The sequence below is a fragment of the Enterobacter wuhouensis genome (assembly GCF_035835995.1).
Lineage (GTDB): Bacteria > Pseudomonadota > Gammaproteobacteria > Enterobacterales > Enterobacteriaceae > Enterobacter > Enterobacter wuhouensis.
In genome coordinates, this window is the sequence record NZ_CP142124.1 from 1,840,036 (window position 1) to 1,861,309 (window position 21,274).

The 21,274-nt window shown below is 56.3% G+C and carries 20 protein-coding genes; 17 read left to right on the plus strand and 3 right to left on the minus strand.

Annotated features, from left to right (window positions below):
- The first annotated feature begins 11 nt into the window (after positions 1 to 11).
- The 6 genes from flgG to flgL all read left to right on the plus strand — a co-directional run bounded on the left by flgG (position 12) and on the right by flgL (position 6,302).
- Positions 12 to 794, plus strand: coding sequence for a flagellar basal-body rod protein FlgG (gene flgG / locus VPX56_RS08790; RefSeq protein ID WP_008500810.1), 783 nt, complete (start codon positions 12 to 14; stop codon positions 792 to 794).
- Positions 795 to 851: 57 nt separating this feature from the next.
- On the plus strand, positions 852 to 1,550 hold the full coding sequence (gene flgH, locus VPX56_RS08795) for a flagellar basal body L-ring protein FlgH (RefSeq protein WP_263609235.1): 699 nt from the start codon (positions 852 to 854) through the stop codon (positions 1,548 to 1,550).
- Between the two features lie 12 nt (positions 1,551 to 1,562).
- The gene (locus VPX56_RS08800; RefSeq protein ID WP_263609236.1) at positions 1,563 to 2,660 is read left to right on the plus strand and encodes a flagellar basal body P-ring protein FlgI; all 1,098 of its coding nucleotides are present in this window, start codon (positions 1,563 to 1,565) and stop codon (positions 2,658 to 2,660) included.
- Positions 2,660 to 3,613 carry a flagellar assembly peptidoglycan hydrolase FlgJ gene (flgJ, locus tag VPX56_RS08805; protein WP_326471175.1) on the plus strand — a complete coding sequence of 318 codons (954 nt, stop codon included), beginning with the start codon at positions 2,660 to 2,662 and terminating at the stop codon, positions 3,611 to 3,613. Before VPX56_RS08800 ends, flgJ begins: the two co-directional genes overlap by 1 nt.
- 75 nt (positions 3,614 to 3,688) lie before the next feature.
- A complete protein-coding gene (gene flgK, locus VPX56_RS08810) occupies positions 3,689 to 5,332 on the plus strand; it encodes a flagellar hook-associated protein FlgK (protein WP_326471177.1) in 1,644 nt (547 codons plus the stop codon).
- A gap of 16 nt (positions 5,333 to 5,348) precedes the next feature.
- The gene (gene flgL / locus VPX56_RS08815) at positions 5,349 to 6,302 is read left to right on the plus strand and encodes a flagellar hook-associated protein FlgL (protein ID WP_131634283.1); all 954 of its coding nucleotides are present in this window, start codon (positions 5,349 to 5,351) and stop codon (positions 6,300 to 6,302) included.
- A gap of 75 nt (positions 6,303 to 6,377) precedes the next feature.
- On the opposite strand, the gene VPX56_RS08820 is transcribed toward flgL, so the two are convergent.
- Positions 6,378 to 7,592: an MFS transporter gene (locus VPX56_RS08820; RefSeq protein ID WP_326471180.1), complete on the minus strand. Its 1,215-nt coding sequence runs from the start codon at positions 7,590 to 7,592 to the stop codon at positions 6,378 to 6,380.
- 108 nt (positions 7,593 to 7,700) lie between these two features.
- Here VPX56_RS08820 and VPX56_RS08825 point away from each other — a divergent pair, with 108 nt between their 5' ends.
- Positions 7,701 to 8,639, plus strand: a complete 939-nt coding sequence (locus VPX56_RS08825; protein WP_326471182.1) for a LysR family transcriptional regulator — start codon at positions 7,701 to 7,703, stop codon at positions 8,637 to 8,639.
- A gap of 41 nt (positions 8,640 to 8,680) precedes the next feature.
- Here the strand turns inward: VPX56_RS08825 and rne are convergent, their stop codons facing one another.
- Positions 8,681 to 11,803 carry a ribonuclease E gene (rne, locus tag VPX56_RS08830; protein ID WP_326471184.1) on the minus strand — a complete coding sequence of 1,041 codons (3,123 nt, stop codon included), beginning with the start codon at positions 11,801 to 11,803 and terminating at the stop codon, positions 8,681 to 8,683.
- Positions 11,804 to 12,375: 572 nt separating this feature from the next.
- On the opposite strand from rne, the gene rluC reads away from it, so the two are divergent.
- A complete protein-coding gene (gene rluC / locus VPX56_RS08835; RefSeq protein WP_131634287.1) occupies positions 12,376 to 13,323 on the plus strand; it encodes a 23S rRNA pseudouridine(955/2504/2580) synthase RluC in 948 nt (315 codons plus the stop codon).
- Positions 13,324 to 13,418: 95 nt separating this feature from the next.
- Here rluC and VPX56_RS08840 read toward each other — a convergent pair whose 3' ends face one another.
- On the minus strand, positions 13,419 to 14,003 hold the full coding sequence (locus VPX56_RS08840) for a Maf family protein (protein WP_263609243.1): 585 nt from the start codon (positions 14,001 to 14,003) through the stop codon (positions 13,419 to 13,421).
- A gap of 140 nt (positions 14,004 to 14,143) precedes the next feature.
- Here VPX56_RS08840 and yceD point away from each other — a divergent pair, with 140 nt between their 5' ends.
- The 9 genes from yceD to pabC all read left to right on the plus strand — a co-directional run bounded on the left by yceD (position 14,144) and on the right by pabC (position 21,274).
- Positions 14,144 to 14,665, plus strand: coding sequence for a 23S rRNA accumulation protein YceD (gene yceD, locus VPX56_RS08845; RefSeq protein WP_006174678.1), 522 nt, complete (start codon positions 14,144 to 14,146; stop codon positions 14,663 to 14,665).
- Between the two features lie 16 nt (positions 14,666 to 14,681).
- A complete protein-coding gene (gene rpmF / locus VPX56_RS08850; RefSeq protein WP_003857964.1) occupies positions 14,682 to 14,855 on the plus strand; it encodes a 50S ribosomal protein L32 in 174 nt (57 codons plus the stop codon).
- 79 nt (positions 14,856 to 14,934) lie between these two features.
- On the plus strand, positions 14,935 to 15,969 hold the full coding sequence (gene plsX, locus VPX56_RS08855) for a phosphate acyltransferase PlsX (RefSeq protein ID WP_326471187.1): 1,035 nt from the start codon (positions 14,935 to 14,937) through the stop codon (positions 15,967 to 15,969).
- A 6-nt stretch (positions 15,970 to 15,975) separates the two neighbouring features.
- A complete protein-coding gene (locus VPX56_RS08860; RefSeq protein ID WP_131634290.1) occupies positions 15,976 to 16,929 on the plus strand; it encodes a beta-ketoacyl-ACP synthase III in 954 nt (317 codons plus the stop codon).
- Between the two features lie 15 nt (positions 16,930 to 16,944).
- Positions 16,945 to 17,874 (plus strand): ACP S-malonyltransferase, encoded by a 930-nt coding sequence (gene fabD, locus VPX56_RS08865; RefSeq protein ID WP_326471190.1) that lies wholly within the window; start codon positions 16,945 to 16,947, stop codon positions 17,872 to 17,874.
- 12 nt (positions 17,875 to 17,886) lie between these two features.
- Positions 17,887 to 18,621: a 3-oxoacyl-ACP reductase FabG gene (gene fabG / locus VPX56_RS08870; protein WP_010429699.1), complete on the plus strand. Its 735-nt coding sequence runs from the start codon at positions 17,887 to 17,889 to the stop codon at positions 18,619 to 18,621.
- A 154-nt stretch (positions 18,622 to 18,775) separates the two neighbouring features.
- The gene (acpP, locus tag VPX56_RS08875; RefSeq protein ID WP_003857954.1) at positions 18,776 to 19,012 is read left to right on the plus strand and encodes an acyl carrier protein; all 237 of its coding nucleotides are present in this window, start codon (positions 18,776 to 18,778) and stop codon (positions 19,010 to 19,012) included.
- Between the two features lie 91 nt (positions 19,013 to 19,103).
- On the plus strand, positions 19,104 to 20,345 hold the full coding sequence (gene fabF, locus VPX56_RS08880) for a beta-ketoacyl-ACP synthase II (protein ID WP_326471192.1): 1,242 nt from the start codon (positions 19,104 to 19,106) through the stop codon (positions 20,343 to 20,345).
- 119 nt (positions 20,346 to 20,464) lie between these two features.
- On the plus strand, positions 20,465 to 21,274 hold the full coding sequence (gene pabC / locus VPX56_RS08885) for an aminodeoxychorismate lyase (RefSeq protein ID WP_326471194.1): 810 nt from the start codon (positions 20,465 to 20,467) through the stop codon (positions 21,272 to 21,274).

A 21,274-nucleotide genomic window follows, 5' to 3' on the forward strand; every position in this document is an offset into this window, starting at 1 on the left:
CAGGACTCCTTATGATCAGTTCTTTATGGATCGCGAAAACCGGCCTGGACGCGCAGCAAACCAATATGGACGTTATTGCCAACAACCTGGCAAACGTCAGCACCAATGGTTTCAAGCGTCAGCGTGCCGTTTTCGAAGATTTGCTTTATCAAACCATTCGCCAGCCGGGCGCTCAGTCTTCCGAGCAAACGACGCTGCCGTCCGGCCTGCAGATTGGTACCGGCGTACGTCCGGTGGCAACTGAACGTCTGCACAGCCAGGGCAACCTGTCTCAGACCAACAACAGCAAAGACGTCGCCATCAAAGGGCAGGGCTTCTTCCAGGTGCAGCTGCCTGACGGCACCTCTGCCTATACTCGCGATGGCTCTTTCCAGGTGGATCAGAACGGCCAGCTGGTGACGGCGGGCGGCTTCCAGGTTCAGCCTGCGATCACCATTCCTGCCAATGCCCTGAGCATTACCATTGGCCGTGACGGTGTAGTCAGCGTGACCCAGCAGGGGCAGGCCGCGCCCGTTCAGGTTGGGCAGCTGAACCTGACCACCTTCATGAACGATACCGGTCTGGAAAGCATTGGTGAGAACCTGTACACCGAAACGCAATCCTCCGGTACGCCAAATGAGAGTACGCCGGGCCTCAACGGTGCGGGTCTGCTCTATCAGGGTTATGTCGAAACCTCTAACGTTAACGTGGCGGAAGAGCTGGTAAACATGATCCAGGTTCAGCGCGCGTATGAAATTAACAGTAAAGCAGTGTCGACGACCGACCAGATGCTGCAGAAACTGACGCAACTCTAAGGTGTAGCCCGGTGCGGTAACCCCCGCACCGGCTCCCTGTTTTCGAAGATGAAGGCAATGCAAAAAAACGCGGCGTTTCGTTATCCAGTACTGACTGTTCTGGCCGTCACCCTCAGCGGATGTGCCTGGATCCCGTCTAAACCATTGGTCGAGGGTGCGACTACCGCCCAGCCCGTTCCCGGCCCCGCGCCCGTGGTGAACGGCTCCATTTTCCAGACCGCACAGCCGATTAACTACGGTTATCAGCCGCTGTTTGAAGACCGCCGCCCGCGTAACGTCGGCGATACGCTGACCATTGTGCTGCAGGAAAACGTCAGTGCGAGCAAGAGCTCGTCGGCGAACGCCAGCCGCGACGGCAAAACCAATTTCGGCTTCGACACCGTTCCACGCTATCTGCAGGGCCTGTTCGGCAATGCGCGTGCGGATGTGGATGCCTCTGGCGGCAACACCTTTAACGGTAAAGGCGGCGCGAACGCCAGCAACACCTTCAGCGGTACGCTGACGGTCACGGTTGACCAGGTTCTGGTTAACGGCAACCTGCACGTGGTGGGTGAAAAGCAGATCGCCATTAACCAAGGCACTGAGTTCATTCGCTTCTCCGGTGTGGTTAACCCTCGCACCATCAGCGGCACCAACACCGTACCGTCCACCCAGGTGGCGGATGCGCGCATCGAGTACGTCGGTAACGGCTACATCAATGAGGCGCAAAATATGGGCTGGCTGCAGCGCTTCTTCCTTAACCTATCGCCGATGTAAGCGAGGTGACCCATGCTTAAATTTCTCTTCGCCGTGGCGTTGTCCCTAGTGGCAACCGTTGCCCAGGCTGACCGCATCCGCGATCTCACCAGCGTACAGGGCGTACGTGAAAACTCCCTGATTGGCTACGGCCTGGTGGTGGGGCTGGACGGCACGGGCGACCAGACGACCCAGACGCCATTTACCACCCAGAGCCTGAACAACATGCTCTCCCAGCTCGGCATTACCGTCCCAACGGGCACCAACATGCAGCTGAAAAACGTGGCGGCGGTGATGGTTACGGCCTCCTTCCCGGCATTTGCGCGCCAGGGGCAAACCATCGACGTGGTGGTTTCCTCCATGGGTAACGCCAAAAGCCTGCGCGGCGGTACGCTGCTGATGACCCCGCTGAAAGGCGTCGACAGCCAGGTTTACGCCCTGGCGCAGGGCAACATCCTGGTCGGCGGCGCGGGCGCATCTGCAGGCGGAAGCAGCGTGCAGGTGAACCAGCTGAACGGCGGGCGTATCACCAACGGGGCAATTATCGAGCGGGAACTGCCAACCCAGTTCGGCTCGGGTAACACCATTAACCTGCAGCTGAATAACGAAGACTTCACGATGGCGCAGCAGATTGCCGACACCATCAACCGCAGCCGCGGCTACGGCAGCGCAACCGCGCTGGATGCGCGCACGGTGCAGATCAGAACCTCCACGGGCAGCAGCAACCAGGTGCGCATGCTGGCGGATATCCAGAACATGGAAGTCAACGTTCCGCTTCAGGATGCCAAAGTGATCATCAACTCGCGCACCGGCTCGGTGGTGATGAACCGCGAAGTGTCGCTGGACAGCTGCGCCGTGGCGCAGGGTAACCTCTCCGTTACGGTCAACCGCTCCGCCAACGTTAGCCAGCCGGACACGCCGTTTGGCGGCGGCCAGACGGTGGTGACGCCGCAAACGCAGATTGATCTACGCCAGAGCGGTGGCTCGCTGCAAAGCGTTCGCTCCAGCGCCAACCTGAACAGCGTGGTGCGTGCCCTGAATGCGCTGGGCGCAACGCCGATGGATCTGATGTCCATCCTGCAATCGATGCAAAGCGCCGGATGCCTGCGCGCCAAACTGGAAATTATCTAATGCTGACCGATAGCAAGCTGCTGACCGGCGCGGCGTGGGACGCCCAGTCGCTGAACGAGCTGAAAACCAAAGCGGGAAAAGATCCGGCGGCGAACATCCGCCCGGTCGCCCGCCAGGTGGAAGGGATGTTTGTGCAGATGATGTTGAAAAGCATGCGCGAAACCCTGCCGAAGGACGGGATGTTCAGCAGCGATTCTACGCGTCTTTACACCAGCATGTACGACCAGCAGATTGCGCAGCAGATGACCGCCGGTAAAGGACTTGGTCTGGCTGACATGATTGTTAAACAGACCGAAGCCGCGCAGGGGATCCCACCTGAGGACGCGCAGCAGCAGGTGCCGATGAAGTTTGACCTGGAAACGGTGACCAGCTATCAGAACCAGGCGCTGACGCAGATGGTGCGTAAGGCGATGCCAAAACCGGCAGCGACCAGCGACGAACCGCTCTCTGGCGACAGCAAAGACTTCCTGGCGCAGCTCTCTCTGCCCGCGCGTCTCGCCAGCGAGCAGAGCGGCGTGCCGCATCACCTGATCCTGGCGCAGGCCGCGCTTGAATCGGGCTGGGGCCAGCGGCAGATCCGCAGGGAAAACGGCGACCCGAGCTTTAACATCTTTGGCGTGAAGGCCAGCGCCAGCTGGAAAGGGCCGACGACGGAGATCACCACCACCGAATATGAAAACGGTGCGGCGGTGAAGGTCAAAGCCAGGTTCCGCGTCTACAGCTCGTATCTTGAAGCGCTGTCGGACTATGTCGGGCTGTTGAGCCGCAATCCGCGCTATACCGCCGTGACCCAGGCGGCCACGCCGGAGCAGGGCGCTCAGGCGCTGCAGAATGCCGGCTACGCCACCGATCCGAACTATGCGCGCAAGCTCACCAGCATGATCCAGCAGCTGAAATCGATGGGTGAGAAGGTCAGCAAAGCCTATAGCACAGATATCGAAAATCTGTTCTGAAAGTTCTCAAGTCCCGGTGGAGGCTGCCGATAACCTTCATCAGGACTCGTGTCTGAAAGTATAAAAGGAACCCCCATGTCCAGTTTGATTAACAGCGCCATGAGTGGCCTCAGTGCTGCACAGGCGGCACTCAATACCGTAAGTAATAATATTTCAAGCTATAACGTGGCAGGTTATACCCGTCAAAACACCGTTCTTGGCGCCGCTAACAGCACGCTGACCGGCGGTGGCTGGGTGGGTAACGGGGTGTATGTCTCCGGCGTGCAGCGTGAATACGATGCATTCATTACCAATCAGCTGCGCGCGGCGCAGACGCAGAGCAGCGGGCTGACCACGCGCTATCAGCAGATGTCAAAGATTGACGATGTGCTTTCTGACACCACCAACTCGCTCGCGACCAACCTGCAGGATTTCTTTAAAAGTCTGCAAACGCTGGTGAGCAACGCGGAAGATCCGGCTGCGCGTCAGACGGTGATCGGCAAAGCGGATGGGCTGGTAAACCAGTTTAAAACTAACGATCAATACCTTCGCGATCAGGATGTGCAGGTCAATACGGCGATTTCCACCAGCGTCGATCAGATCAATAACTACGCGAAGCAGATTGCTAACCTCAACGATCAGATTTCCCGTCTGACCGGCGTGGGCGCGGGCTCATCACCAAACGAACTGCTCGACCAGCGCGACCAGCTGGTGAGCGAGCTGAACAAGATTGTCGGCGTGGACGTGACCGTCCAGGACAGCGGCACCTATAACATCTCTATCGCCAACGGATACTCCCTGGTGCAGGGCAGCACTGCCAGCCAGCTGGCGGCGGTGAAGTCCAGCGCAGACCCTTCGCGTACGACGATTGCCTATGTTGATACGGCGTCCGGCAACGTCGAGATCCCGGAAAAGCTGATTACCACCGGTTCGCTGGGTGGGCTGTTAACCTTCCGCGCGAAGGACCTGGATCAGGCGCGCAACTCCCTTAACCAGATGGCGCTGGCGTTCGCTGATGCCATGAATACCCAGCATCAGGCCGGCTTTGATGCGAACGGCGTCAAGGGCGGCAAACTGTTTGATTTTGGTTCTCCGTCGGTGCTGAGCAACACCAAAAATACCGGCACTGCCTCCGTGACGGCGACCATGACGGACAGCACCAAGGTACAGGCGACAAACTATAAGGTTGAGTACAACGGTACCGACTGGACGATCACCCGCCTGTCTGACAACACCAGCTTTACGGCCACGCCGGATGCCACAACGGGTAACCTGTCGTTTGACGGCCTGAACGTTAACATCAGCGGTAATGCAGACAAAAAAGACAGCTTCATCGTGAAGCCGGTGAACGACGTCATCATGAATATGGACGTTGCGATCAGCGATGAGTCTAAGCTGGCAATGGCTTCCGCCAGCGACAGCGGCGAAAGCGATAATACCAACGGTCAAAAGCTGTTGGATCTGCAGAACGCCAAGCTGGTGGGCGGCAATAAAACCGTTAACGACGCCTATGCTGCGCTGGTCAGTACGGTGGGGAGCACCACGGCGTCGCTGAAAACCAGCAGCGAAACCAAAGACAACGTGGTGACGCAGCTGACCAAACAGCAGCAGTCGATTTCCGGGGTTAACCTGGACGAAGAGTACGGCAACCTGCAGCGTTATCAGCAGTATTACCTGGCAAACGCGCAGGTGCTGCAAACGGCGAGCACGCTGTTTGATGCATTGATCAACATTCGCTAAGGCTGAGGCATAGAAAATGCGTATTAGTACTCAAATGATGTATGAGCAGAGCATGCGCGGAGTGACAAACTCCCAAAGCCTCTGGCTCAGCTATGGCGAGCAGATGTCTACCGGTAAGCGCGTAAACCGTCCATCTGATGACCCGATTGCCGCCTCGCAGGCCGTTGTGCTGTCGCAGGCGCAGACCCAAAACAGCCAGTATGCGCTGGCGCGTTCCTTCGCCACGACCAAGGTGTCGCTGGAAGAGAACGTGCTGTCCCAGGTGACAACCGCGATTCAGTCCGCTCAGGAAAAGATTGTGAATGCGGGCAACGGCACCCTGAGTGACGATGACCGCGCCTCGCTGGCTACTAACCTGCAGGGTATTCGCGATCAGCTGATGAACCTTGCGAACAGTACCGATGGTAATGGTCGTTATATCTTTGCGGGTTACAAAACCGAGGCCGCGGCCTTTGACCAGACTACCGGGGCCTATAACGGCGGGGATAAGGCAATCAGCCAGCAGGTTGACGCCGCGCGTACCATGCAAATCAGCCATACGGGCACCCAGGTTTTCGATACCTTTACCAGCAATGCAAAACCAGAGCCGGACGGCAGTGCGCCGGAAACGAACCTGTTTAAGATTCTGGACAGCGCGATTGCTGCGCTGAACACGCCCGTAGAAGGTGACCAGACCAAAGCCGATGAGTTTACCGCTGCGATCGATAAAGCCAACCGTGGCCTGAGCAACTCGCTGAACAACGTGCTGACCGTACGCGCCGATCTGGGTATCAAGCTGGATGAGCTGGGCAAGCTGGATTCGCTGGGTGATGACCGCGCGCTGGGGCAGACTCAGCAGATGAGTGACCTGGTGGACGTTGACTGGAACTCGGTTATCTCTTCTTACTCCATGCAGCAGGCGGCCCTGCAGGCGTCTTATAAAGCGTTCAGCGATATGCAGGGCATGTCTCTGTTCCAGATGAATAAGTAACATCCTGACCTCTTAGAACACGTTCTGAAACTGGGCGTGTTTTGCCTGCCCAATCCTGATGGATTGGGCATTTTTTTAGGCGGCGTTTGCGGATGCCGCGCTGACGCGGGCGCTTTCAACCAGACGGATCGCAAGCGCAATCGCACCGCATGCCGTCGCCAGCGCGACCACGCCAGGCCAGCCCGCCAGGGTGTATATCTTGCTTCCCAGGGCCGAGCCCAGTGCCATGCCGATAAATACAACCGTAAACAGCAGGGCGTTCAGACGACCGCGCGCCTGCGGTTCAAGGCTATAGACCAGATTCTGATGTGCCACCAGGCTTGACTGCAGGCCAAGGTCGAAACCGACGGCGGATATTGCAATCAGAATAAGCTGTCCGTGGATACCCAGCGCAGGCATCAGGAACATTAGCGCAAACGAGATTGTGACAAGCAGTGCGCCAAGCTGGGTGACTTTCCCTGCGCCCAGCTTGTCGGCAAGACCCCCTGCCAGCGGGGCAGCCAGCGCGCCTGCGGCACCCGCGATACCAAAACCGCCCGCGACGGCACTGCCAAGGTGATAGCGCTCCAGCAGCATGACCGCAAGCGTAGACCAGAAGGCGCTAAAGGCAATCGAGAGAAAGCCCTGTGCCATCGCGGCGCGACGCAGTGCCGGGTAACGACGCCACAGGTGCTCCATTGAGCGCATCAGCGCCGGATAGCCTAGCGCGGAATGAACGGCAAAGCGGGGAAGAACGGCCCACATCACCACGCCGACAAACGCAATGCTCGCGGCGGCCAGCTGATACATAACGCGCCAGCCAAAGGCTTCGCCGACCACGCCGCTGACGGTTCTCGACAGCAGTATCCCGAGCAGCAGACCCGTCATCACCGTGCCCACGGTTTTTCCCTGTTTGCCTTCAGGAGCAAGGATGGCGGCGGCGGGCACGATATCCTGTGCCATGGTGGCCGCCATCCCGATCAGCAGGCTGGTTAACAGCAGCGAATGTAGCTGCCCGGTCAGGCTGCAGCCCAGCAGGAACAGCGCCAGCGCCGCGCTTTTTATCAGGATCAGCGTTCTGCGGTCGTGGCGGTCGCCAAGCGGAAGCAGGAAGAGAATACCTAACGCATAGCCTGCCTGAGTGAGGGTGGGAACCAGCCCCATGCCTTCAATACTCAGATGAAGGTCTGCGCCCATCAGCGGCAACAGCGGTTGCGCATAGTAGATTGAGGCCACGCTAAAACCAGCCCCCATTGCCAGCATAAAAATCACCCAGCGGCTTACGGCGCGGTGAGCAGATGTTGTGTTCATAGAGATTCCTCATTCGTTGTGTAGCGCTATTTTTTATCAGTACAGCTTGCGGCGGTAGAAGGCCTGGTGGTAAAACGCTTATACGTTGAACGTATAAGCAAAAAAATAATGAAGCGAACTGAACGTATAGACAGAGTTGAACTCATGCGAACCTTCGTTCGCATCGTTGAGGCGGGATCGCTCTCTGCGGCTGCGCGACAGCTTTCGACGACCCAGGCGACGGTGAGCCGGCGCCTGCAGTCGCTGGAAACCCTGCTGGGGGTGCGTTTGCTGCTGCGTACCACCCACACGACCCGGCTGACGGACGACGGGGAGCGATGCTACCAGCATGCCCGGCGGGTAATTGACAGCTGGCTGGCGCTTGAGGATGAGGTCGGGCACGCGGAGGATGAGCCGGTTGGGGTGCTGCGCGTGCGTGCGCCGCACGCGTTTGGTCAGGATCAGCTCCTGAAACCCTTAACCGAATTTTTGCAGCGCTATCCGCTGCTATCCGTGGAGTGGATGCTCAACGATCGTTCGGCTGACTTTCTTGGCGACAACCTTGACTGCGCAATAAGGGTGGGGGCGGAAGTCGATCCGGCAACCGTGTCGGTGTTGTTGGCCGAAGTCCCGCGCTCCGTGGTGGCCTCCCCGGCGCTGCTGGCCCGCTTTCCGCCTGTTATGATGCCGGAGGATTTACAGCTGCTTCCCTGGGTGGCCATCAGCTCCTTCTACCAGCACCATGTCGAGCTTTCTCACGACGGTACGGCCTCAACCGCGCGTATTGCCATCACGCCGCGCCTCAGCACGGACAGCTTGTATGTCGCACGAAATACCGCACTCACCGGGCTGGGCGTGGCGGTGGTATCCAGCTGGACGGTACAGGACGATATTCGGGAAGGGCGCCTGGTGCATTTACTGCCGGAGTGGCAGCCCGCGGCGCTGCCGGTGCATCTGGTTTATCCCTGGTCTCGCTACTACCCGGCGCGCCTGCGTCGCTTTCTGGATATGATGCGCCAGATCATGCCGGAGTTGACCGGGATGCGAAAACCCGTGCAGCAGGCATAAAAAAGCCGACCCGAAGGTCGGCTTGTACGTCTCAGTGAGCGTTACTCAACGGACTGAGGACGGGTGGCTGGCGCGGTAGCCTGGTGCGTTGCACTGTGGCCACCGGCAGAGCCTTTGCCGTCAAAGTTGAACTCAGGGCGAACCCAGTCGCTGTGACGCGGCGCTTCTGGCACATATTCAGGCGCAGGTGCGCGAGTCATTGGCGCAGTCGCAACGTGTGCAGGTTCAGATGCTGGTGCAGCAACAACCGGCTCAGGTTTAACCTCTGGCGCCTTCACCTCTTCGGCTTCGCGAACAGGTTCAACCTCGATGGCAACGTCCGGAATCACTTCTTCAGCAACGGTTTCGACCACGGCTTCAGCGGTTTCTTCCACCGGAGCTGCAGGCTCCACTTCCTCTGCGACCTCTTTGGCTACCGCGGCATCTTCTTCGGCGATAAGCTGCGGTGCGGCATCAACCGGCGCGGCAATCACTTCCGGATGGGTGGTTTCCACTTCAACAGCCTGCGGTGCTTCAGCTTCAACAGCCTGAGGTTCAACCACGGTGGCGGTTGCAGCGATCGCTTCTTCAACCGGTGCGGCTGGTGCAATCAACTCTTCGGTGACAGCCTGTTCTTCAACAATCTGCTCCGGACGCGCAACAGGATAACGGATCCAGACTTTACCGGATGCCATTTCAGGCGACGCGCACGCGATGGCTAATGGCATTGGCGACTGGGTCGGGTAACGCTCGTCACGGTAACGACGACGACGCTGTCCGCTGACGCGCAGATGACGTGGAGAGCGGCGTGAACGACGCGGCATTCCTGCGTTATCACGGCCTTCACCGTTTTCATCCTGCTCAACGTTGCTTTCTACCACGGCCGGCAGGTCCACTTTAGCCAGCTGGGTGTTCGGCGCGGTTTCCGCTGCTTGTTCAGCAACAACTGCGGTTTCTTCCGTTGACTCGGAGGCAAAGCGCACTTTCTGAGCCAGCTGGCGCGGCTTACGACGCGGCATAACCTGAGTACGTTCTTCCTGCTCAGCTTCCTGCTGTTCAACAGGCGCTTCGCGGTTCAGGTTTTTAACTTCCTGCTGCGCCTGACGCTTATCGTCGTTGCGACGGCGATTGCGCTCGCGGCGCGGCTGCTGCTCGTCGCGCTGTTTGCTCTTCTCGGACTCGTCGCCCGCCGGTTGGCGAATTTCACGATCTTCAACATTCTGCTGCTGTTTCTCGCGACGGTTGCGACGGTTGTCTTCGCGCTGCTCGCGGCCTTCGTTGTTGTCAGAACGGTTATCGCGGCGCTCGTTACGGTCGCTGCGATCGTTGCGGTCATTGCGATCGCGACGGTTGTTTTGACGTTTACGACGATCCTGCTGACGCTCAGGCTTCGCTTCTTTCGGTGCTTCTTTAGGTTGCTCCGGCTGAACCTCTGCACCTGCAAACATCTTCTTCAGCGCGCCGAAGAGACGGCTCAGCAGGCCCGGCTGTTCTGGCTGCGCTTTGGCTGCTTCCGGTGCAGCTTTTTGTGCAGCAGGCTTAGCGGCTGGTTTTTCCAGTACGGCTTCAGGCGGCGCTTCCGGCATGATGAAGGTCGCTAGTGCAGGCTGCTCAGGCAGTTTACGCTCGGCAGGCTCTTCATCGGACGGCAGGGCCATCTCTTCTTCATGCAGCTTCGGCAGCAGATAGCTGAGCGTAGAGGTCTCTTCACCCTTACGCACGCGGAGCACGTGGTAGTGCGGCGTTTGCATCTGGTCGTTTGGCACGATGATGCAGCGAACGCCGCCCTGACGCGCTTCGATTGCACTGACCGCTGCACGTTTTTCGTTCAGCAGGTAAGAGGCCACGGGCACAGGAACGATCGCGTGTACTTCTTTGGTGTTCTCTTTCAGCGCTTCTTCTTCAATCAGGCGCAGAATGGAGAGGGACAGCGATTCGTTATCACGCACGGTACCCGTACCGGAACAGCGCGGGCAGACGTGGTGGCTGGACTCGCCCAGTGACGGACTCAGACGCTGACGGGACATCTCCAGCAGGCCAAAACGTGAAATGTGGCTGATCTGGATACGCGCACGGTCCTGACGCACCGCTTCGCGCAGGCGGTTTTCAACCGCACGCTGGTGGCGAACAGGGGTCATGTCGATGAAGTCGATAACGATCAGACCACCCAGGTCGCGCAGGCGGAGCTGGCGGGCGATTTCATCAGCGGCTTCGAGGTTGGTGTTGAAGGCCGTCTCTTCGATATCGCCACCGCGAGTTGCACGCGCGGAGTTGATGTCGATAGCGGTCAGCGCTTCGGTAGTATCGATAACGATAGAACCGCCGGACGGCAGGCGCACTTCACGCTGGAAGGCGGACTCAATCTGGGATTCGATCTGATAGTGGCTGAACAGCGGGATTTCACCGGTGTACAGTTTAATTTTGCTGGTGAAATCCGGACGACCCAGCGCGGCGATGTGCTGGCGAGCCAGCTCAAGCACTTTCGGGTTATCAATCAAAATTTCACCGATGTCCTGACGCAGATAGTCGCGGAAGGCACGCACGATAACGTTGCTTTCCTGGTGGATCAGGAACGGTGCAGGGCGGCTCTCGGCTGCTTTTTGGATGGCTTCCCAGTGCTTCAGGCGGAAGCTCAGATCCCACTGCAGCGCTTCGGCAGATTTGCCTACGCCTGCGGTACGAACGATAAGCCCCATGCCGTCCGGCAGCTCAAGGCTTGCCAGCGCTTCTTTCAGCTCGGTACGGTCATCACCTTCGATGCGGCGAGAAATACCACCCGCACGCGGGTTGTTTGGCATCAGAACCAGATAGCTCCCCGCCAGGCTGATAAAGGTGGTCAGTGCGGCACCTTTGTTGCCACGCTCTTCTTTATCAATCTGAACAATAACTTCCTGACCTTCGCGCAGAACATCTTTGATGTTCGGACGGCCATGAGCGTTGTAGTTTGCAGGGAAATATTCGCGGGCGATTTCTTTCAGAGGGAGGAAACCGTGACGCTCAGCACCGTAATCGACAAATGCAGCTTCAAGGCTTGGTTCAATGCGGGTGATTTTGCCTTTGTAAATGTTCGCTTTTTTCTGTTCGTGTCCAGGACTTTCGATATCCAGATCGTACAGGCGCTGCCCATCCACAAGGGCGACACGCAACTCTTCTTGCTGAGTTGCGTTGATTAACATTCTTTTCATCGTAACTTACTCGTTATTCTTACATTGACGACAAAGCTGCGGGCAAGGTGACGCTTTCCGGGGTATGAACCGATGGCCTCGTGTCTATTCACGTCGCCAACCTCACGGTTGTCGCCCGCTTAAGAGGCGCAGAGTGTCGGTTGCCTGTATTTCATACGGAAACACAGCGCAATTATCAGGGGAATTGCCTGGGAAAACTCTCCAGAGAACAATCCTTATACCGGGAAGTACTGCAACCCGCAGCCCGCTAACTGCCTGAAAGATCAATACGTCTTACGCCATTGCTGCGTGGATGATCGGTCAGACAAAATTGGTCATTCCGTCGACATCCTTACAAAACCCGGATTTAGCGCGGAAAACGGATTCATTATTCCATTGCTAGCCGGGTTATAGCAAGATGACTTTTACCAATTATCACCCGGTTACTCACAGTTTCTTCACTTCAACGTGGCGATTGGTTTAATAACCACCAAATCGATTGCGCGAAACGGGGGGACAGGCCGGATAAAAGTAAATATAAGCATAGAAAAATGAGTGGCGCTAATGCCTGACGATATTTAGAATCGCCAACCATGAAAACAGAGACTCCAGCCGTAAAAATGGTTGCTATCGCGGATGACTACGCGGGGCAACGTATCGATAACTTCTTGCGCACCCAACTGAAGGGCGTGCCGAAGAGTATGATTTATCGCATCCTGCGCAAGGGCGAGGTGCGGGTTAACAAAAAACGCGTGAAGCCAGAGTATAAACTCGAAGCCGGTGATGAAGTGCGTATCCCGCCGGTTCGCGTGGCCGAGCGTGAAGAAGAAGTGGTTTCGCCTAAGCTGCAAAAAGTGGCAGCGCTGAGTGACGTTATCCTTTATGAGGATGATTACATCCTCGTGCTTAACAAACCGTCCGGTACGGCAGTCCACGGCGGAAGCGGACTGAGCTTTGGGGTGATTGAAGGGCTGCGGGCGCTGCGCCCGGAAGCGCGTTTCCTTGAGCTGGTGCATCGTCTTGACCGCGACACGTCCGGCGTGCTGCTGGTGGCGAAGAAACGTTCCGCGCTGCGTTCGCTGCACGAGCAGCTGCGCGAAAAAGGGATGCAGAAAGATTACCTGGCGCTGGTTCGCGGTCAGTGGCAGTCCCACGTTAAGGTGGTGCAGGCACCCTTGCTGAAAAATATTTTGCAAAGCGGCGAGCGCATCGTGCGCGTCAATCAGGAAGGGAAGCCGTCCGAGACGCGCTTTAAAGTTGAAGAGCGGTATGAGTTTGCCACGCTGGTGCGCTGCAGTCCCGTCACAGGCCGAACCCACCAGATCCGCGTGCATACGCAGTTTGCGGGCCATCCTATTGCGTTTGATGACCGCTACGGCGATCGCGAGTTTGATAAACAATTAGCGGGCACGGGGCTGTCGCGTCTGTTCCTGCATGCGGCTGCGCTGAAGTTTACCCATCCAAATACGGGCGAAACTATCCGTATCGAAGCGCCGCTGGATGAGCAACTGAAACGCTGCCTGAAGGTTCTGCGCGGCTAGGGTAAACGTAAAACGGCAACGAATGTTGCCGTTTTTAATGTTTGCTCCCTCTCCCTGTGGGAGAGGGCCGGGGTGAGGGCATCAGGCCGCAGGGATCACATCGTCAGCGGATTACACTCCTCACGCCTCAACATCTGACAAAGCGCAATCAGCGGCAATCCGACCAGCGTATTCGGATCGCGACCGTCCAGCTTGTCGAACAGCGCAATCCCCAATCCTTCACTTTTAAAGCTCCCCGCACAGTTCAGCGGGCGCTCCCGGCGCACGTAGTCCATAATCTCTTGCTCGCTGAGGTGGCGGAAGTGTACGTCGAACGGCTCGCATTCGGTTTGCAGATGGCCGGTGGCGGAGTTATAGAGCGCCAGGCCAGTATAGAAGGTTACGATAGTGCCTCGCGCCCGCAAAAGCTGTTGGCAGGCGTTCTCCTCTGTATGAGGCTTGCCGGTAATTTCGCCGTCGAGTACGCAAACCTGATCGGAGCCTATAATCAAATGGGCAGGATAACGTGCGGCCAGCGACTGCGCTTTCTCCTGCGCAAGGCGGGTCACCAGATGGCGCGGTGATTCACCGGGCTGAGGCGTCTCATCTACGTCAGGAGCGGCGCACTCAAACGGGAACCCAAGTTTTTCCAGCAGCATTCGGCGGTAGGGTGACGTGGAGGCGAGAACAAGATTTGGCATATTTTTATCACCAGATATAGCGTATCGATGCCAGCCATTTTAAACTACAGGCCGCAATGTGTGCGAATAATTGGCAAAAGGCAGCTCTGGTTGCCTTTTTCTTTGACTCTATGACGTTACAAAGTTAATATGCGCGCCCTATGCAAAAGGTAAAATTACCCCTGACTCTTGATCCGGTTCGTACGGCTCAAAAACGCCTCGATTATGAAGGAATCTATTCTTCCGATCAGGCCGAGCGTATTGCCGAATCCGTAGTCAGTGTGGACAGTGATGTAGAATGCTCCATGTCGTTCGCTATCGACAACCAGCGCCTCGCCGTTTTAACCGGTGATGCAAAGGTGACGGTAACGCTCGAGTGTCAGCGTTGCGGGAAACCGTTTGTACAGCATGTTCACACAACGTATTGTTTCAGTCCGGTTCGTTCTGACGAACAGGCTGAAGCACTCCCGGAAGCGTATGAGCCGATTGAGGTTAACGAATTCGGTGAAATCGATCTTCTGGCTCTGGTTGAAGATGAAATCATCCTCACCTTGCCAGTGGTTCCGGTGCATGATTCTGAACACTGTGAAGTGTCCGAGGCGGACATGGTCTTTGGGGAATTGCCTGATGAAGCGCAAAAACCAAACCCATTTGCCGTATTAGCCAGCTTAAAGCGTAAGTAATTGAGGAGTAAGGTCCATGGCCGTACAACAGAATAAACCAACCCGTTCCAAACGTGGCATGCGTCGTTCCCATGACGCGCTGACCGCAGTTACCAGCCTGTCTGTAGACAAGACTTCTGGTGAGAAACACCTGCGTCACCACATCACTGCTGACGGTTTCTACCGTGGCCGCAAGGTAATCACTAAGTAATCACGCGCAAGCGTGATGAAGCTTAGTGAGGATTTCCCCAGGCAACTGGGGAAACACCAAACCAGGCAGTGACGATACCTTGACACGTCTAACCCTGGCGTTAGATGTCATGGGGGGAGATTTTGGCCCTTCCGTGACAGTGCCTGCAGCATTGCAGGCACTGAATTCTAATTCGCAACTCACACTTCTTTTAGTCGGCAATCCCGACACAATCACGCCATTACTTGCAAAAGCTGACTTCGAACAACGTTCACGTCTGCAGATTATTCCTGCGCAGTCAGTTATTGCCAGTGATGCCCGGCCATCGCAGGCTATACGCAATAGCCGCGGCAGCTCTATGCGAATCGCGCTGGAGCTGGTGAAAGAAGGGCGAGCGCAGGCTTGCGTTAGCGCGGGGAATACCGGCGCGCTGATGGGGCTGTCGAAATTATTGCTCAAGCCAATCGATGGCATTGAGCGCCCGGCGCTGGTGACGGTATTACCGCATCAGCAGAAAGGCAAAACGGTGGTGCTGGATCTCGGTGCTAACGTTGATTGTGATAGTACAATGCTGGCTCAGTTTGCCGTGATGGGCTCGGTGCTGGCAGAAGACGTGGTCGGGATACCTAATCCGCGCGTTGCGTTACTGAACATTGGTGAAGAAGAGACAAAAGGCCTGGACAGCATTCGTAACGCTGCCGAATTGCTCAAACAGGTTCCCTCCATCAACTATATTGGTTATCTCGAAGCCAATGAGTTGCTGACGGGCAAAACGGATGTATTAGTGTGTGATGGCTTCACCGGAAACGTAACGTTGAAGACCATGGAAGGGGTCGTGCGTATGTTCCTTTCTTTGCTTAAATCGCAGGGAGAGGGCAAAAAAAGTGCCTGGTGGCTGATTTTATTGAAGCGTTGGTTACAAAAAAGCCTGACGCGGCGATTCAGTCACCTCAACCCCGACCAGTATAATGGCGCCTGTCTGTTAGGATTGCGCGGCATCGTGATTAAGAGTCATGGTGCCGCCAATCAGCGAGCCTTTTCCGTCGCGATAGAACAGGCAGTGCAGGCGGTGCAGCGACAAGTCCCTCAGCGGATTGCCGCTCGCCTGGGATCTGTATTAGCTAAAAGTGACTGAGCGTACATGTATACGAAGATTTTAGGTACCGGCAGCTACCTGCCAAAACAAGTGCGAACCAACGCCGATCTGGAAAAAATGGTAGATACGTCTGACGAGTGGATTGTCACGCGCACAGGTATCCGTGAACGTCGTATCGCCGCGCCAGACGAAACCGTGTCCACCATGGGTTACGAAGCCGCACAGCGTGCTATCGACATGGCGGGCATTAATAAAGAAGACATCGGTCTGATCGTGGTTGCCACGACGTCTGCTACGCACGCTTTCCCAAGCGCGGCGTGCCAGGTGCAAAACATGCTCGGTATTAAAGGCTGCCCGGCGTTTGACGTGGCTGCAGCGTGTGCCGGTTTCACCTATGCACTGAGCGTTGCCGATCAGTATGTTAAATCAGGTGCCGTGAAGTATGCCCTGGTGATCGGTGCCGACGTGCTGGCGCGTACCTGCGATCCAACCGATCGTGGGACGATCATTATTTTTGGTGATGGTGCGGGTGCGGTACTGCTGGGGCAGTCCGAAGAGCCGGGCATCATCTCCACGCATCTGCATGCCGACGGTAGCTATGGCGAACTGCTGACGCTGCCTAACGCCGATCGCGTGAATCCGGATAACTCGATTTACCTGACCATGGCAGGGAACGAGGTGTTCAAGGTGGCGGTGACTGAGCTTGCCCACATTGTCGACGAGACGCTGGCCGCGAATAATCTTGAGCGCACCGCGCTTGACTGGCTGGTGCCGCATCAGGCGAACCTGCGCATTATCAGCGCAACGGCCAAAAAGCTGGGCATGTCGATGGATAACGTTGTGGTGACGCTGGATCGTCATGGCAACACCTCTGCGGCGTCGGTACCGTGCGCGTTTGATGAAGCGGTACGCGATGGACGAATCAAACGGGGCCAGCTGGTCCTGCTTGAAGCCTTCGGTGGCGGTTTCACCTGGGGTTCCGCGCTGGTTCGTTTCTAGGATAAGGATTAAAAGATGACGCAATTTGCTTTTGTGTTCCCGGGACAGGGCTCTCAAACCGTTGGGATGTTGTCTGAAATGGCAGCAAACTATCCGGTAATTGAAGAGACTTTCCGTGAAGCTTCCGATGCGCTGGGTTATGATCTGTGGGCGTTAACGCAACAGGGTCCGGCAGAAGAGCTGAATAAAACCTGGCAGACTCAGCCAGCGCTGCTGACCGCATCCGTTGCGCTGTGGCGCGCATGGCAGCAGCAGGGCGGTAAAGCTCCAGCCCTGCTCGCCGGTCACAGCCTGGGCGAATACTCTGCCCTGGTCTGTGCAGGCGTCATTGCCTTTGCTGATGCCGTACGTCTGGTTGAACTGCGCGGTAAATTCATGCAGGAAGCGGTACCGGAAGGCACCGGTGGCATGTCGGCCATTATCGGCCTGGATGATGCCGCCATTGCAAAAGCGTGTGAAGAATCTGCTGAAGGGCAGGTGGTTTCGCCGGTAAACTTCAACTCCCCGGGCCAGGTGGTTATTGCTGGTCATAAAGAGGCGGTTGAACGTGCAGGCGCAGCCTGTAAAGCCGCGGGCGCCAAACGCGCGCTGCCGCTGCCGGTGAGCGTACCTTCTCACTGTGCGCTGATGAAGCCTGCTGCCGACAAACTGGCGGCTGAGCTGGAAAAAATTACGTTTAACGCACCGACGATTTCCGTTGTGAATAACGTCGATGTGAAATGCGAAACCGCGCCGGAAGCTATCCGTAATGCGCTGGTTCGCCAGCTTTACAGCCCGGTACAGTGGACCAAAACCGTTGAGTTTATGGCGTCACAGGGCGTAGAGCATCTGTATGAAGTCGGTCCTGGTAAGGTCCTCACCGGTCTGACAAAACGTATTGTTGACACCCTGACTGCCTCGGCGATTAACGAGCCGGAAGCACTGTCAGCGGCACTCGCGCAATAAAAGAGGAATACCATGAGTTTTGAAGGAAAAATCGCGCTGGTCACTGGCGCAAGCCGCGGTATCGGGCGTGCCATTGCTGAAACACTGGTTGCGCGCGGCGCGAAGGTGATTGGTACAGCAACCAGCGAGAATGGCGCTCAGGCCATTAGCGAGTATCTGGGTGCGAACGGTAAAGGTCTGGTGCTGAATGTGACCGAACCTGCATCTATCGAATCTGTTCTGGAAAATATTCGCGCAGAGTTTGGCGAAGTGGATATTCTGGTAAATAATGCCGGTATCACACGCGACAACCTGCTGATGCGAATGAAAGATGATGAGTGGAACGATATTATCGAAACCAACCTGTCATCTGTATTCCGTCTGTCAAAAGCGGTAATGCGCGCTATGATGAAAAAGCGTCATGGTCGTATTATCACTGTTGGTTCTGTGGTTGGTACCATGGGAAATGCTGGTCAGGCTAACTACGCTGCGGCGAAAGCAGGTCTGATCGGTTTCAGTAAGTCGCTGGCGCGTGAAGTTGCGTCTCGCGGTATTACTGTAAACGTTGTTGCTCCGGGCTTTATTGAAACGGACATGACGCGTGCGCTGACTGATGATCAGCGTGCGGGTACACTGGCGGCAGTTCCAGCGGGTCGTCTTGGCGACCCTAAAGAAATCGCCAGTGCGGTTGCATTTTTAGCCTCTGACGAAGCGGGTTACATCACTGGTGAAACCCTCCACGTCAACGGCGGGATGTACATGGTTTAATCACGATCGAAAATATTTGCGTTATTAGGGCAAATGGCCTCAAAATAACGTAAAATCGTGGTAAGACCTGCCGGGATTTAGTTGCAAATTTTTCAACATTTTATACACTACGAAAACCATCGCGAAAGCGAGTTTTGATAGGAAATTTAAGAGTATGAGCACTATCGAAGAACGCGTTAAGAAAATTATCGGCGAACAGCTGGGCGTTAAGCAGGAAGAAGTTGTGAACTCCGCTTCCTTCGTTGAAGACCTGGGCGCAGATTCTCTTGACACCGTTGAGCTGGTAATGGCTCTGGAAGAAGAGTTTGATACTGAGATTCCGGACGAAGAAGCTGAGAAAATCACCACCGTTCAGGCTGCCATTGATTACATCAACGGTCACCAGGCGTAAGTGAACATCTCCAGGCGGTCATTCGACCGCCTGAGTTTTATCTTTTTTAGTCCCACGAATCTCTTTTTTTATCCCTCCCTGGAGGACAAGCGTGTCTAAGCGTCGTGTAGTTGTGACCGGACTTGGCATGTTGTCTCCTGTCGGCAATACCGTAGAGTCCACCTGGAAAGCTCTCCTTGCCGGTCAGAGCGGCATCAGCCTAATCGACCATTTCGATACTAGCGCCTATGCAACGAAATTTGCTGGCTTAGTAAAGGATTTTAACTGTGAAGAGATCATCTCGCGCAAAGAACAGCGCAAGATGGATGCCTTCATTCAATATGGAATTGTCGCTGGCGTACAGGCCATGCAGGATTCTGGCCTTGTCATTACGGAAGAGAACGCAACCCGTATCGGTGCCGCTATCGGCTCCGGGATTGGCGGTCTTGGCCTGATCGAGGAAAACCATACGTCTCTGATGAATGGTGGCCCGCGTAAGATCAGCCCGTTCTTCGTTCCGTCCACGATTGTGAACATGGTGGCAGGACACCTGACCATTATGTTCGGTCTGCGTGGGCCAAGCATTTCTATCGCTACCGCATGTACGTCTGGCGTGCATAACATCGGCCAGGCCGCGCGTATCATTGCGTACGGCGATGCAGATGCTATGGTTGCTGGCGGTGCTGAAAAAGCCAGTACCCCGCTGGGTGTGGGCGGTTTTGGTGCGGCGCGTGCGCTGTCTACCCGTAACGATAACCCTCAGGCGGCAAGCCGTCCGTGGGATAAAGATCGTGATGGCTTCGTGCTCGGCGACGGTGCGGGTATGATCGTACTTGAAGAGTACGAACATGCGAAAAAGCGCGGTGCGAAAATTTATGCTGAAATCGTTGGTTTCGGTATGAGCAGCGATGCTTACCACATGACGTCACCTCCAGAGAACGGCGCAGGCGCTGCGCTGGCAATGGAAAACGCGATTCGTGATGCGGGTATTACCCCTGCACAGATTGGCTACGTTAACGCGCACGGTACTTCTACCCCTGCGGGCGATAAAGCAGAAGCTCAGGCTGTTAAGTCTATCTTCGGCGAATCTGCCAGCCGCGTGATGGTCAGCTCAACGAAATCCATGACCGGTCACCTGTTAGGTGCGGCGGGGGCTGTAGAGTCAATCTACTCCATCCTTGCGCTGCGCGATCAGGCCGTTCCGCCAACCATCAACCTGGATAACCCGGATGAAGGTTGCGATCTGGACTTCGTACCGCACGAAGCGCGTCAGGTTAGCGTTATGGAGTACACCCTGTGTAACTCCTTCGGCTTTGGTGGCACTAACGGCTCGCTGATCTTCAAAAAGGTCTGAGTCCGGTTAGCCCCTGACGAAAAAAAGGTCCGCTTGTCGGGCCTTTTTTATTAAGTGTAATCTTCTTGTCCGGTTCAGGACATCCTGCCAGACTGATCCTCCACGTAGAAGGAGCCACCATGTTTTTGATCAATGGTCGTGAGCAAGATTCTCTTCCTGCCAGCGACAGGGCGACTCAGTTTGGTGATGGTTGCTTTACGACGGCACGCATTCTTAACGGCGATATCTGTCTGCTCGACGCGCATATCCTTCGCCTGCAAACGGCCTGTGAAAGGTTAATGATCCCCTATACGGACTGGGACGCGCTGCGGCGCGAAATGAGACAGCTGGCTTCAGGAAAGCGCAGCGGTGTTCTCAAGGCGATTATCAGCCGCGGCAGCGGTGGTCGCGGCTACAGCGGGGCCAGCTGCGTGCATCCTACGCGCATACTGACCGTGTCCGCGTATCCTGCCCACTATGAGCGCTGGCGTGAAGAGGGCACGGTCCTGACCCTCAGTCCCGTCCGTCTGGGGCGTAATCCGATGCTTGCCGGCATAAAGCACCTTAACCGGCTGGAACAGATACTGATCCGTACTCATCTTGAACAGACGGACGCCGATGAGGCGCTGGTTCTTGACAGCGAAGGGTGCATTACGGAATGCTGTGCGGCTAATTTACTCTGGCGGAAGGGCCGTGACGTATTCACGCCTTCCCTGAAGCAGGCTGGGGTGGACGGTATTATGCGCCAGTTTTGTTTACGGCATCTGGCACACTCTGGTTTTCGCGTTGTCGAAGTTAGCGCAGGGGAAGACGCGCTGCTGGCCGCTGATGAAGTTATCATCTGCAACGCGCTGATGCCCGTTGTTCCCGTTCGTGCGTATGGCCAATGCTGCTGGTCTTCGCGTGAGCTGTTTCAGTTTTTGGCCCCGATATGTGAGCACACTCTATAG